Source organism: Mycobacterium sp. TY814 (assembly GCF_030755175.1).
Lineage (GTDB): Bacteria > Actinomycetota > Actinomycetes > Mycobacteriales > Mycobacteriaceae > Mycobacterium.
The window spans coordinates 1,585,392-1,597,883 of record NZ_JAUFRY010000001.1; the positions used below are offsets into that span (position 1 = coordinate 1,585,392).

General features: G+C 69.2%; 12 protein-coding genes. 6 read left to right on the plus strand and 6 right to left on the minus strand.

All coding sequences use genetic code 11. The features are described from left to right. Position 1: 1 nt before the first annotated feature. Positions 2–1,381: an NAD(P)/FAD-dependent oxidoreductase gene (locus QXH22_RS06985; RefSeq protein ID WP_306244385.1), complete on the plus strand. Its 1,380-nt coding sequence runs from the start codon at positions 2–4 to the stop codon at positions 1,379–1,381. Here the strand turns inward: QXH22_RS06985 and manA are convergent. The 4 genes from manA to QXH22_RS07005 all read right to left on the minus strand — a co-directional run bounded on the left by manA (position 1,365) and on the right by QXH22_RS07005 (position 5,649). Further along, a complete protein-coding gene (manA, locus tag QXH22_RS06990) occupies positions 1,365–2,603 on the minus strand; it encodes a mannose-6-phosphate isomerase, class I (RefSeq protein ID WP_306241980.1) in 1,239 nt (412 codons plus the stop codon). The two genes, QXH22_RS06985 and manA, sit on opposite strands and share 17 nt — an antisense overlap. A 7-nt stretch (positions 2,604–2,610) precedes the next feature. After that, on the minus strand, positions 2,611–3,681 hold the full coding sequence (locus tag QXH22_RS06995) for a TobH protein (protein ID WP_306275218.1): 1,071 nt from the start codon (positions 3,679–3,681) through the stop codon (positions 2,611–2,613). Continuing rightward, positions 3,678–5,069, minus strand: coding sequence for a phosphomannomutase/phosphoglucomutase (locus QXH22_RS07000; protein ID WP_306241982.1), 1,392 nt, complete (start codon positions 5,067–5,069; stop codon positions 3,678–3,680). Before QXH22_RS07000 ends, QXH22_RS06995 begins: the two co-directional genes overlap by 4 nt. 88 nt (positions 5,070–5,157) lie before the next feature. Next, entirely contained in the window at positions 5,158–5,649 is a 492-nt protein-coding gene (locus QXH22_RS07005; protein WP_306275219.1) for a DUF3499 domain-containing protein, read from the minus strand. Positions 5,650–5,796: 147 nt separating this feature from the next. On the opposite strand from QXH22_RS07005, the gene QXH22_RS07010 reads away from it, so the two are divergent. Further along, positions 5,797–6,255 (plus strand): metallopeptidase family protein, encoded by a 459-nt coding sequence (locus QXH22_RS07010; protein WP_306244387.1) that lies wholly within the window; start codon positions 5,797–5,799, stop codon positions 6,253–6,255. Positions 6,256–6,270: 15 nt separating this feature from the next. Here QXH22_RS07010 and QXH22_RS07015 read toward each other — a convergent pair whose 3' ends face one another. After that, complete coding sequence (locus QXH22_RS07015) at positions 6,271–6,642, minus strand: WhiB family transcriptional regulator (RefSeq protein WP_306241984.1); 372 nt, start codon at positions 6,640–6,642, stop codon at positions 6,271–6,273. A 331-nt stretch (positions 6,643–6,973) separates the two neighbouring features. On the opposite strand from QXH22_RS07015, the gene cofD reads away from it, so the two are divergent. From cofD to QXH22_RS07035, 4 genes are read left to right on the plus strand one after another with little or no spacing between them, the layout of a single operon-like run. Beyond that, positions 6,974–7,960, plus strand: a complete 987-nt coding sequence (gene cofD / locus QXH22_RS07020; protein WP_306241985.1) for a 2-phospho-L-lactate transferase — start codon at positions 6,974–6,976, stop codon at positions 7,958–7,960. Positions 7,961–7,965: 5 nt separating this feature from the next. Continuing rightward, positions 7,966–9,315, plus strand: coding sequence for a coenzyme F420-0:L-glutamate ligase (locus tag QXH22_RS07025; RefSeq protein ID WP_306244388.1), 1,350 nt, complete (start codon positions 7,966–7,968; stop codon positions 9,313–9,315). Then, the gene (locus tag QXH22_RS07030) at positions 9,312–10,880 is read left to right on the plus strand and encodes a class I SAM-dependent methyltransferase (RefSeq protein WP_306275220.1); all 1,569 of its coding nucleotides are present in this window, start codon (positions 9,312–9,314) and stop codon (positions 10,878–10,880) included. Before QXH22_RS07025 ends, QXH22_RS07030 begins: the two co-directional genes overlap by 4 nt. Next, positions 10,877–11,431 carry an NUDIX hydrolase gene (locus tag QXH22_RS07035; protein ID WP_306241987.1) on the plus strand — a complete coding sequence of 185 codons (555 nt, stop codon included), beginning with the start codon at positions 10,877–10,879 and terminating at the stop codon, positions 11,429–11,431. Before QXH22_RS07030 ends, QXH22_RS07035 begins: the two co-directional genes overlap by 4 nt. On the opposite strand, the gene QXH22_RS07040 is transcribed toward QXH22_RS07035, so the two are convergent. After that, on the minus strand, positions 11,413–12,492 hold the full coding sequence (locus QXH22_RS07040; protein WP_306244389.1) for an NDP-sugar synthase: 1,080 nt from the start codon (positions 12,490–12,492) through the stop codon (positions 11,413–11,415). The two genes, QXH22_RS07035 and QXH22_RS07040, sit on opposite strands and share 19 nt — an antisense overlap.

The following is a 12,492-nucleotide window of genomic DNA, read 5'->3' on the forward strand; positions in this document are numbered from 1 at the left end:
GGTGGTGATCGGTGCGAGCATCGCGGGGCTGTCGGCGGCCCGGGTGCTGTCCGACTACTACGAGCGGGTGACCGTCTTCGAACGGGACGACCTGCCGAGTGCACCGGCCAACCGCGCGACCGTCCCTCAGGACCGTCACCTGCACATGCTGATGGCGCGCGGCGCCAACGAGTTCGAGAGCCTGTTTCCCGGTCTGCTGAATGACATGGTGGCGGCCGGTGTGCCGATGCTGGAGAACCGCCCGGACTGCATCCACCTGGGCGCCGCCGGTCACGTGCTGGGCACCGGGCACACGCTGCGTGACGAGTTCACCGCCTACGTACCAAGCCGCCCGCATCTGGAGTGGCAGATCCGGCGCCGCGTCTTGGAGATCGACAACGTCGAGATCGTCCGGCGCCCGGTCGCCGAGCCTCGTTTCGAACCTGCCGCGCAACGGGTCACCGGAGTGCTGCTGGACCCTGCCGTGCGCGGTGAGGAACCCGAATTCATAGCCGCGGATCTGGTGGTCGACGCGGCCGGACGCGGCACCCGACTGCCCGTGTGGTTGGACCAGTGGGGTTATCAGCGTGCTCCGGAAGCCACGGTCGACATCGGAATCAATTACGCCACACACCAATTCCGCATGCCCGAGGGCTTGATCGCGGAAAAGGTGGTGGTCGCCGGCGCCTCGCACGACAAGTCGCTGGGGCTGGGCATGCTGTATTACGAGGACGGCACCTGGGTGCTCACGACCTTCGGCGTGGCGCACGAAAAGCCGCCGCGCACCTTCCCCGAAATGCTCGCGCTGGCAGACGATCTGCTGCCGGAACATTTCAACAAAGCGCTGGCACAGGCCGAACCACTCGGTGAGCCGGCGTATCACGCCTTCCCGGTGAGCAGATGGCGTCGCTACCACAAGCTGGAGCGGTTCCCGGCCGGGATCATCCCGTTCGGTGACGCCGTGGCCAGCTTCAACCCGACGTTCGGACAGGGCATGACGATGACGTCGATCCAGGCCGGCAACCTGCGCCGGGCACTGGAGTCACCGGACGGGGATCTGGCAGCGACGCTCGCCCGATTCACTGCCAAGACGACGTTCCCGGTGTGGATGATGAACGCCATCGGCGACGTGGCTCTGCATCATGCGACCGGTCACCCGGAGCCGCGGTGGTGGCGCGCGGTCGGCGGTCTTTTCGATCAGTTCCTCGGGGCCGCCGAGACGGATCCTGTTCTGGCGGAATGGTTTTTGCGCCGGTTCTCGCTGCTGGACAGTCTGTACATGATTCCGCCGGCCCGGTTGATCGGGCGAACCATGGCGCACAACATGCGGCTGTGGATGAAGGAGCGCCGGGAGTTACGCGCTCAGGGTCGGCAGCGCGGGTTGGTCACAAGCCCACGGTAGCCCGGAACAACTTTGCCGGGCGCTCCGCGGACAGCCGGATCGGGCCGTCGTCGGCGCCGACCCACGCAGCCGCGCCGCGATCGAGCGTCACCGACCCGGATTTGCCGTAGACAGTCAGAGATCCCTCCGCGCACAACAGGATCTGCGGCCCGTCGTGGCTGCACGGCGCGTCGACCTCGTGCCCGAGGTGATCGCCGTCGAGCACCAGCAGCGCCAGCGCGAATTCGTCGGTCGGAGTGTCGTAGACGCGTTCCAGGCCGTCGCGGTGCACCGATGGGCGCAGGTGCGCTTCGGGGGTCGGCGTGAAGTCCAGCACCCGGAGCAGCTCGGGCACGTCGACGTGCTTGGGCGTGAGTCCGCCGCGTAATACGTTGTCGGAGTTGGCCATCACCTCCACCGCGAAACCGCGCAGGTAGGTGTGCAGGTTGCCGGCCGGCAGGAAGATCGCCTCGCACGGGGCCAGGGTGATGCGATTGAGCAGCAACGCCGCGAGCACCCCGGCGTCACCGGGGTAGCGCTCCCCCAGTTCCAGCAGCGTCTTCACTTCGGCCGCGAATTCCGTTGCCCCGGAACTGATGTACTGGATCGCGCCGTCGAGCACCGCGGGCACCAGCACGTCGAGGTCGGGCTGGGGCGCGGTGATCCACGTCGTGAACAGCGCGCGCAGGCCGTCCGCATCGGACTGGTCATCGGACCCGGCACTGAGCAACTCGATGAACGGATCGAGATCGGACACGTTCAGCGCGCGCAGCAATTCGACGGTCCGCGACGCCTGACGGAAACCGGCGAGCGCTTCGAAGGGCTGCAACGCCACCAGCAGTTCCGGCTTGTGGCTGGTGTCGCGGTAGTTGCGCACGGGCGAGTTCACCGGGATGCCCAGCCGCTCTTCGCGGGCGAAACCCTCAAGGGCCTGCGCCGCACTAGGGTGTGCCTGCAGCGACAACGGCTCGTCGGCGGCGAGCACCTTGACCAGGAAGGGCAGCACGTCACCGAACCGCGCCCGCAAGGTGGGCCCGAGCTGACCATCCGGGTCAGAGGTTAGTGCGGCCAGCAACGAGGCTTCGCCGTTCGGCGTCTCCAGCCAGGCCGGGTCACCGGGATGGGCGCCGAACCACAGCTCGGCTTCGGGATGCGCGGCAGGCACCGGCCGTCCGGTGAATTCGGCGAGAGCGGTGCGTGATCCCCAGGCGTACGTCCGTAACGCTCCGCGTAGCAGTTCCACCGTTTATCTATCCCCGTGCCAGTCGCAGGTAAACCGCGGCCATCTCCAGCCGAACGGCCAATACTGCCAGTTGCTGCTCGGCGCGGGCCGCGGCGGTCGGCGGCGGGGGTCCGTCCTGCATGTCTTCGGCACCGATCAGATAGACGTCGTCGAGTCCGGCCACCCGGGCGGACACCACCGTCCGCTCGGCGGCCAGCGTCAGTGCCAGGACCCGCAACCGCTGGGGCAGCGGACCGTCGATCTGCTCGTCGTGGAACAGCGCATCGGCAGGGTCGGCGAAGCTGCTCGGTCCGTTGCGCAGTGCCGCCACCGCGTCGCCCAGGCCCGCGGCCGCCGCGGCCTGCTGCGCGACCCGCAGCAGCACCGCACTACCGTGCCGGGCCAGGGCCAGGGTCGCCGCGTTGTCACCGGCCAGCGCGACCCGGCAGTCGGTCATCCGGGCGGCCAATGTCTTGGCGGGGTTGGTGAACAGGTCGCGGCCTGCGCTGTTGCGCAATGCCTCGGCGTCGAGTCCGTCGGCCAGCGCGGCCAGATCGATGGTCAGCCGCGAATCGACGGTTTGCAGCACCGCCAGCCCGGCCGCCAGGTACCGGCACAACCCGAACTCCTCGGGACCCGGCAAGCGCGGCGACAACACCGCGACCCGGCCGGCGGTGGAATCGCGCAGGGGACCCTCGAACGGCGCCACCACCACGACCCGCGCGCCCCGGCGCACTCCGGTGGCGGCCGCGCCCACCAGCGCGGGATCACCGGGATCGTCACCGGCGACAATCAGCACATCCAGCGGACCGACCCACGGCGGCGCTTCGGTGACGAGAACAATCGGCTCGGCGGCCGCGGTGGCCAGCGTCGCCGCCAACAATGCGCCGGCGGTTTCCGCTGCGCCGCGACCGGCCACCCAGATCACGCTGCGCACCCGGTCCTCACCGCGCAGCGAGTCCAGTTCGCCTTCACTGAGAGCGGCCGCGACGGAACGCACCTGCGCGCCGGCCATCGACGCCGCGCGCAGCAGCCCGTCCCGGTCGGCGGCGATCAGGCCGTCAGCGTCCTCGAGATCGACGGCCCCCACGGCACTCACGGTCCGGCTCCGCTTGCCTGCGCGGCGATTTCGGCGCTCACCTGTGCGACCACGGCGTCCACATCCTCGATGCTGCGCCCCTCCACATTCAGCCGCAAGAGCGGTTCGGTGTTCGAGCTCCGCAGGTTGAACCAGCTGCCGTCGCCCAGGTCCACGGTGACACCGTCCAGATGGTCGATGGACTGGATCCGGCCCGCGAAAGTCTTCAGGACGGCGTCCACACAAGCCGGTGCGTCGGCCACGGTGAAGTTGATCTCGCCGGAGGATTCGTAGCGCTGGTAGTCGGCGGTGAGATCAGACAGAGGTCGCTCCTGCTCGCCGAGCGCGGCGAGCACATACAGCGCCGCCAGCATGCCGGAGTCAGCGCCCCAGAAGTCGCGGAAGTAGTAATGCGCCGAGTGCTCGCCACCGAAGATTGCGCCGGTTTCGGCCATCAGTGCCTTGATGTAGGAATGGCCGACGCGCGAGCGCAGCGGCGTGCCGCCGCGCTCGACCACCAGCTCCGGCACCGCGCGCGACGTGATGACGTTGTGAATCACCGTGGCGCCGATCTCGCGGCCCAGTTCGCGGGCGGCCACCAGGCTGGTCACCGTCGACGGCGAGACCGGATTGCCGCGCTCATCGACGACGAAGCAGCGGTCGGCGTCGCCGTCGAAGGCCAGGCCGATGTCCGCGCCGGTTTCGCGCACGTAGTTCTGCAGGTCCACCAGATTCGCCGGGTCCAGCGGGTTGGCCTCGTGGTTGGGGAACGTCCCGTCCAACTCGAAGTACAAGGGCAGCAACGTGATCGAGTCGATGGCGCCGAGCACCGCCGGTGCGGTGTGGCCGGCCATGCCGTTGCCCGCGTCCACCGCCACCCGCAACGGACGCAGGCCGGTGGTGTTGACCAGCGAGCGAAGGAACACCCCGTAGTCGGCCAGGACATCTTTGTCGGTGACCGAGCCGCGCGGCCCGTCATGACCCGGGACGCCCGCGATCACGTCCTCGCTGATGGTCTTCAGCCCGGTGTCGGCGCCGACCGGCTTGGCACCGGCACGACAGAGTTTGATGCCGTTGTACGCGGCGGGGTTGTGGCTGGCGGTGAACATGGCGCCAGGGCAATCCAGCTGCCCGGAGGCGAAGTACAACTGGTCGGTGGACGCCAGCCCAATGCGCACCACATCCAGTCCCTGCCCGGTGACCCCGGCGGCGAACGCCGCCGACAGCGACGGGGAACTGTCGCGCATGTCGTGACCGATGACCACCTGGCTCGCGCCTTCGCCGCGCATCAACCGGGCAAACGCCGCCCCGACATCGGTGACCAGCGCCTCGTTGATCTGTTCGCCCACCAGGCCGCGAACGTCGTAGGCCTTGATGACACGGTGGACAGCCTCGGCGGGCCACGACATTCTGCGGTGCTCCTGACGACCTGGGTGGGATGACTCTTGGCCGCCAGCCTATCGGCCCGGCGGAGCCCCGGACCCAGACGGTGGCGAACTAACCGGGAGGATCCGGCAGTACCCGCAGGTGGCCACGTCGGCGTCCGGAGCGGTGCTCGGGCGGAGCGAGCAGACCACCACTCGGCGCGGTGGCGTGGGCGCCCGCATGATGCAGATGCGCGTCGGCGACGGTCCCCGCGGAGCGCGGTACGTCGTCGAAACCGTCACTGGCGATGAAGCCGTTCACCAGCGCGGGGGTGCGGGCCGGGGTACGCCCAGAAGCCCCGCCCTCGCGGACGGCATCGGCCAGCGCCACCAGTTCGTCGTCCTCGTCCGGATGGGTGGGTAGGGGTCCGGCATGGCGGACCAGTTCCCAGCCGCGCGGTGCCGTGATGCGGCCGGCGTGGTTGACGCACAGATCCCACGAGTGCGGTTCCCGCGCGGTAGCGAGCGGGCCGACCACCGCCGTCGAGTCCGAATAGACGAACGTCAACGTTGCCACTGCATAATGCGGACACCCGGGCCGGCAGCAGCGTCGGGGTACGTTCACGCTCGAAAGGCTATCGCGGGAAAACGCCACCGCAGCGGCGGACACGCGCATCGGCGGGGGCTATGTGGAACCGTTACCATCGGCGTCCAACCGTTACCATCGGCGTCCAACCGTTACCATCGGCGCGTGAGCGGGGAAAGATCGGCTCTGCCGTTCGGCCGGCCGGGCCGCCGAAGAGGCCGGGATCTACGGGGTCCTTTGCTGCCGCCGACGGTTCCCGGGTGGCGCAGCCGGGCCGAGCGCTTCGACATGGCCGTATTGGAAGCCTACGAACCGATCGAGCGGCGCTGGCAGGACCGGGTGTCCGAACTCGACGTCGCGGTGGACGAGATCCCGCGTATCTCCGCCAAGGATCCCTACAGCGTGCAGTGGCCGCCGGAGGTGATCGCCGACGGTCCGATCGCGCTGGCCCGGTTGATACCGGCCGGTGTCGACGTCCGCGGAAATGCCACGCGGGCGCGAATTGTGTTGTTCCGCAAGCCCATTGAGCGACGAGCCAAAGACACCGTCGAACTCGGCGACTTGCTGCATGAAATCCTGGTGGCCCAGGTGGCGATCTATCTGGACGTGGAACCCTCAGTCATCGACCCCTCGATCGACGACTGAGCTACAGACCTCGGATCAGATGATGCCGCGCTTGAGGCGGCGACGTTCGCGTTCGGACAGACCACCCCAGATGCCGAACCGCTCGTCGTGCGCGAGGGCGTACTCCAGGCACTCGTGCCGGACCTCACAACCCAGGCAGATCTTCTTGGCCTCGCGGGTGGACCCGCCCTTCTCCGGGAAGAAGGCTTCGGGGTCGGTCTGGGCGCACAGCGCCTTGTCCTGCCATTGGTCGGCGGGGATCTCCTCGATCGGCTCCGGTTCGAATGCGGCAGGCGCATCGGGAACCACGCTCAGATGAGGACGGACGTGCGGCATGTAGGTTTCAGCCGGCTCGGGAGTGGTGTGCGGTGTGCCTGCCGTTACTCCCCGAAGGTACTCATAGGACATGCTCCGCCTCCTCACTAATAGAGAGTGAAATGGTTTCCCACTGTTTTGATGTACAGATGCCCAATTCGAACAAGTGATCGAATCTCGGTCTGCGACACCGGAACCGGCCGGCCAACCGGGAAATGACACTGATGTGATTAGACACGGGCCAGGGACCCTGGTCAAGCACTTCGGCGCATTTCCATACCATCTCGTGATCGAATTTCGGCGATTCTGTTGTCCGCGAAGCACGGCGTGTCGAGTACGAATTGATCACAAGTCCCTTGCGCCACATTGGTTACCAAGATTCACCCCACCCTAACGTGTCCCGGCGGGCAGGTACTGTCCTGGTGTGAAAGTCACCGTTCTGGTCGGGGGAGTCGGGGGCGCCCGCTTCCTGCTCGGCGTGCAGCGGTTGCTCGGCCTGGGCCAGTTTGCTCAGGGTGAGGATGCCGGCCACGAACTGAATGCGGTCGTCAACATCGGCGACGACGCGTGGATCCACGGCGTGCGCATCTGCCCGGACCTCGACACCTGTATGTACACCCTCGGCGGTGGCGTGGACCCGGAGCGGGGCTGGGGTCACCGCGACGAAACCTGGCATGCCAAAGAGGAACTCGCCCGCTACGGCGTGCAGCCCGACTGGTTCATGCTCGGCGACCGCGACCTGGCCACCCACCTGGTGCGGACCCAGATGCTCAACGCAGGCTATCCGCTGTCGCAGATCACCACGGCACTGTGCGACCGGTGGCAACCCGGCGCACGGTTGCTGCCGGCCAGCGACGACCGGTGTGAAACGCATGTGGTGATCACGGATCCGGCCGACGGAAACCGGCGGGCCATCCACTTCCAGGAGTGGTGGGTACGGCACCGCGCTCAGGTGCCCACCCACAGCTTCGCGTTCGTCGGCGCCGAAAAGGCCACCGCGACAACCGAAGCGGTGGCAGCCATCGCCGAAGCCGACGTCATCCTGGTGGCGCCGTCCAATCCGGTGGTCAGCGTCGGCGCCATTCTGGCGGTGCCCGGGATCCGGGGCGCGTTGCGGTCGGCCCCCGCCCCCGTTGTCGGCTACTCCCCCATCATCGGCGGAAAGCCGTTGCGCGGCATGGCCGATGCCTGCCTGTCCGTGATCGGGGTGGACTCCACCGCGGAGGCGGTCGGCCGGCATTACGGCGCCCGCAGCGCCACCGGGATACTGGACTGCTGGTTGGTGCACGACGGCGACAACGCGCAGATTGACGGTGTCGCGGTACGTGCGGTCCCGCTGTTGATGACCGACCCGGAGGCGACCGCCGAGATGGTGCGTGCCGGGCTGGACCTCGCGGGCGTGACGGTGTGACCGCCCTGCCGCCGGCCGGCGAGCACGGTGCCGCCGCCACCGTCGAAATCCTGCCCGTCACCGGGCTTCCCGAGTTCCGTCCCGGCGACGACCTGAGCGCCGCGCTCAGTGCGGCCGCGCCGTGGCTGCGCGACGGCGACGTGGTCGTGGTCACCAGCAAGGTGGTGTCCAAGGCCGAGGGCCGGCTGGTACCGGCGCCCGAGGATGACGAGGAACGAGACCGGTTGCGCCGCAAGCTGGTCGACGAAGAGGCCGTTCGGGTGCTCGCGCGCAAAGAGCGGACGTTGATCACCGAGAACCGGCTGGGGCTGATCCAGGCTGCGGCCGGGGTGGACGGATCCAACGTCGGGCGAAGGGAATTGGCGCTACTGCCGCTGGATCCGGACGCCAGTGCCGCCGCCCTGCGGGCCGGATTACGGGAGCGGCTCGGCGTCAACGTCGCGGTGGTGATCACCGACACCATGGGCCGCGCCTGGCGCAACGGTCAGATCGACGCGGCGATCGGCAGCGCGGGTCTGGCGGTACTGCACAACTATTCGGGCGCCGTCGACCAGCACGGCAACGAACTGGTGGTCACCGAGGTGGCGGTCGCCGACGAGATCGCGGCCGCGGCCGACCTGGTCAAGGGCAAGCTCACCGCCATGCCGGTGGCCGTGGTGCGAGGGCTGAACCCGGCCGACGACGGTTCGACGGCCCGCAGCCTGGTGCGCGCGGGCACCGAGGACCTGTTCTGGCTCGGCACCGCCGAGGCCATCGAGTTGGGCCGCTCGCAGGCTCAGCTGCTGCGCCGCTCCGTGCGCCGGTTCAGCGACGAGCCGCTGGCGCCGGAACTCGTCGAAAGCGCCGTCGCCGAAGCGCTCACCGCCCCGGCCCCGCACCACACCCGCCCGGTGCGGTTCGTCTGGTTGCAGGACAACGACGCCCGGACACGCCTGCTGGACCGGATGAAAGACAAGTGGCGGACCGACCTCACCGGCGACGGCAGGCCGGCCGACTCCGTCGAGCGCCGCGTCGCACGCGGCCAGATTCTCTACGACGCGCCCGAGGTCATCATCCCGTTCCTGGTGCCGGACGGGGCGCACAGCTACCCGGACGCCGCCCGCACGGCGGCCGAGCACACCATGTTCACCGTCGCGGTCGGCGCGGCCGTGCAGGCGCTGCTGGTCGCACTGGCGGTGCGCGGGGTGGGGAGCTGCTGGATCGGCTCGACGATCTTCGCCGCCGACCTGGTCCGCGAGGAGCTTGCGTTACCCGCCGACTGGGAGCCGCTGGGCGCCGTCGCGATCGGGTATGCGGCCGAGCCCGCCGGGTTGCGCGATCCGGTGCCCACCGCGGAGTTGTTGATCCGCAAATGAAGACGTTCGCGGGCAAGGCGGCCGTGACGGCGGACAAGATTCGCGGCGGCTACTACACGCCCGCGCCGATCGCCCGCTTCCTGGCCGGCTGGGTCACCCAGGCCGGCCCGCGGGTGCTGGAACCGTCCTGTGGCGACGGGCGAATCCTGCGCGAACTGGCCGCCCTCAGCGATCAGACGCGCGGCGTGGAACTCGTTGCCGCAGAAGCGGCGAAGGCGCGCACCTTCGCGCCGGTCGACACCGCGGACCTGTTCTCCTGGTCGGGCGGGTGCGAATTCGACGGCGTCGCGGGCAACCCGCCCTACATCCGGTTCGGGCACTGGGCGGCCCAGCAGCGCGAGCCCGCATTGGCGATGCTGCACCGAGAGGGGTTGCGGCCCAGCCGGTTGACCAATGCCTGGGTGCCGTTCGTGGTGGCGAGCACCGCCCTGGTGCGCGAGGGCGGCCGGGTGGGCCTGGTGCTGCCCGCCGAGCTGTTGCAGGTCGGTTACGCTGCGCGACTGCGCGACTACCTGGTGAGCCGCTACCGGGAGATCACGCTGGTGACCTTCCGGCGCCTGGTGTTCGACGGGGTGTTGCAGGAGGTGGTGTTGTTCTGCGGCATCGCCGGCGCCGGGCCGGCCCGCATCCGCACCGTGCAGCTCGACTCCGCCGACGCCCTCGCCGATGCGGATCTGGAGGTGCCGTCGGCGCCGGCGCTACTGCACGAACGGGAGAAGTGGACGGCGTACTTCCTCGACCCGGCGCAAATCAGACTGTTGCGAGCCCTCCAAGAATCCGACGTCCTGAGCCGGCTCGGCGGGGTCGCCGAGGTGGACGTGGGCATCGTGACCGGCCGCAACAGCTTCTTCACGTTCACCGACCCGCAAGCGCACGAGCTGGGACTGGTGCCGCACTGTGTGCCGCTGGTCTCGCGCAGCGCTCAGCTGTCCGGGCTGGTTTACGACAACGATTGCCGCACAAGCGATTCGGCGGCCGGTCAGCGTACCTGGCTGTTGCACGCACCGGCGCAGCCGCAGGACGGCGCGCTGCTCGCGCACATCGCGGCCGGCGAGGCGGCCGGCGTGCACCGGGGCTACAAGTGCTCGCTGCGCAAGCCGTGGTGGACCACGCCGTCGTTGTGGGTTCCAGACCTGTTCATGCTGCGCCAGATTCACCTCTCCCCGCGGCTGACGGTCAACGCCGCGCAGGCCACCAGCACCGACACCGTGCACCGGGTGCGGGTTGCGGCCGGGATCGATCCGCGCGCGCTGGCGGCGGTGTTCCACAACAGCGCGACGTTCGCGTTCGCCGAGATCATGGGCCGCAGTTATGGCGGTGGCATCCTGGAGCTCGAGCCCGCCGAGGCCGAGCGGTTGCCCATCCCGCCACCGGCGTGCGCCGACCCCGATCTGGCCGTCGACGTGGATCTGCTGTTGCGGGCCAACGAGATTGAGAAGGCGCTGGACCTGGTGGACCGGCGGGTGCTGATCGAGCAGCTCGGCGTTTCGCCGGATGTGGTGGCCCAGTGCCGCGCCGCGTGGCGTGCGTTGCGCCGCCGCCGAACCGGGAGGGGGACGCGATGAGCGTGCGGGACTCGGTGATCGCGCTGCTCACCGACTGGCAGGCACCCAACCCGGCTCAGGACTCGCTGGCCGAGGCGGTGCTGGCGTTCGTGCTCGCCCGCACCGACTCCTGCCTGCGCGAGTGCGAACCAGGACACGTCACCGCATCGACTCTGGTGCTCGACGACACCGGCACGCGGGTGTTGCTCACGCTGCACCCGCGCCTTGGCCGCTGGGTGCAGCTGGGCGGGCACTGCGAGGACGACGATCCCGAGATCCTCGCCGCCGCCCACCGGGAAGCGACCGAGGAATCCGGCGTCTCCGGCCTGTGGTTGCGGCCCGAACTGGCCGCGGTGCACGTGCATCCGGTGACCTGCTCGCTGGGAGTGCCGACGCGGCACCTTGACCTGCAGTTCGTCGCGCACGCCCCGGCCGGCGCGCAGATCGTGGTCAGCGACGAGTCCGACGACCTGCGGTGGTGGCCGGCCGACGAGCTGCCGCCGGGCACGGATCATGCGCTGGAATACCTGGTGCGCCAAGCCCTGAGCCGGGCTCAGACGTCCGAGGAGTAGCGGATCCCGCCGTCGGGGATTGAGACGCCGGGCCACACCCGGGCACCACGCAACAGCTCGCAGCGCGCTCCGATGTCGGCGCCGTCGCCGATCACGCCGTCGCGGATCAGCGCCCGCGGGCCGATGCGGGCGCCGAAGCCGATGATCGAGCGCTCGATCACGCAGCCGGCCTCCACCTTCACCCCGTCGAAGATGACCGCGCCGTCCAGCCGGGCACCGGGACCGATCTCGGCGCCGCGCCCCACTACCGTGCCGCCGATGAGCAGTGCCCCCGGGGCCACGGCGGCGCCGTCGTGCACCAAACTCTCCCCGCGCTGTCCGTGCAGTGCCGGCGACGGGGCGATGCCGCGCACCAGGTCCGCCGAGCCGCGCACGAAGTCCTCCGGGGTGCCCATGTCACGCCAGTAGGTCGCGTCGACGTAGCCGCACACTTTGACGTCCGGGTCGGACAGCAGGGCCGGGAACACTTCGCGCTCCACCGACACCTCGCGGCCGCGCGGGATCCGGTCGATGATCCGGCGCTGGAAGACGTAGCAGCCGGCATTGATCTGATCGGTCGGCGGATCCTGAGTCTTCTCCAGGAACGCCGTGACGCGGCCGTCGCTGTCGGTGGGCACGCAACCGAAGGCCCGGGGATCGCTCACCCGCACCAGGTGCAGCGTGACGTCCGCCTGGTGTTCACGGTGAAAGGCCAGCAACTGGCCCAGATCGGTGCCGGACAGCACGTCGCCGTTGAACACCATGACGGTGTCGTGGCGCAGCTTTTCGGCCACGTTGGCGATGCCGCCGCCGGTGCCCAGCGGCTTCTCCTCGGTCACGTAGTCGATCTGCAGTCCGAGCTTGGAGCCGTCGCCGAATTCGGCCTCGAACACCTCGGCCCGGTAGGAGGTACCGAGCACCACATGCTCGATGCCGGCGGCGGCTATTCGCGACAACAGGTGGGTCAGGAAGGGCAGCCCCGCCGTCGGCAGCATCGGCTTGGGCGCCGACAGCGTCAGTGGGCGCAACCTGGTGCCCTTACCGCCGACCAGGACCACCGCATCCACGTCGTGGGTTGCCAC

Coding starts and splice junctions, on each gene's coding strand:
- QXH22_RS07000 (WP_306241982.1), bottom strand. CDS start 5,069: ATGTCGTGGCCCGCCGAGGCTGTCCACCGTGTCATCAAGGCCTACGAC.
- QXH22_RS07015 (WP_306241984.1), bottom strand. CDS start 6,642: ATGTCCTATGAGTACCTTCGGGGAGTAACGGCAGGCACACCGCACACC.
- QXH22_RS07030 (WP_306275220.1), top strand. CDS start 9,312: ATGAAGACGTTCGCGGGCAAGGCGGCCGTGACGGCGGACAAGATTCGC.
- QXH22_RS07035 (WP_306241987.1), top strand. CDS start 10,877: ATGAGCGTGCGGGACTCGGTGATCGCGCTGCTCACCGACTGGCAGGCA.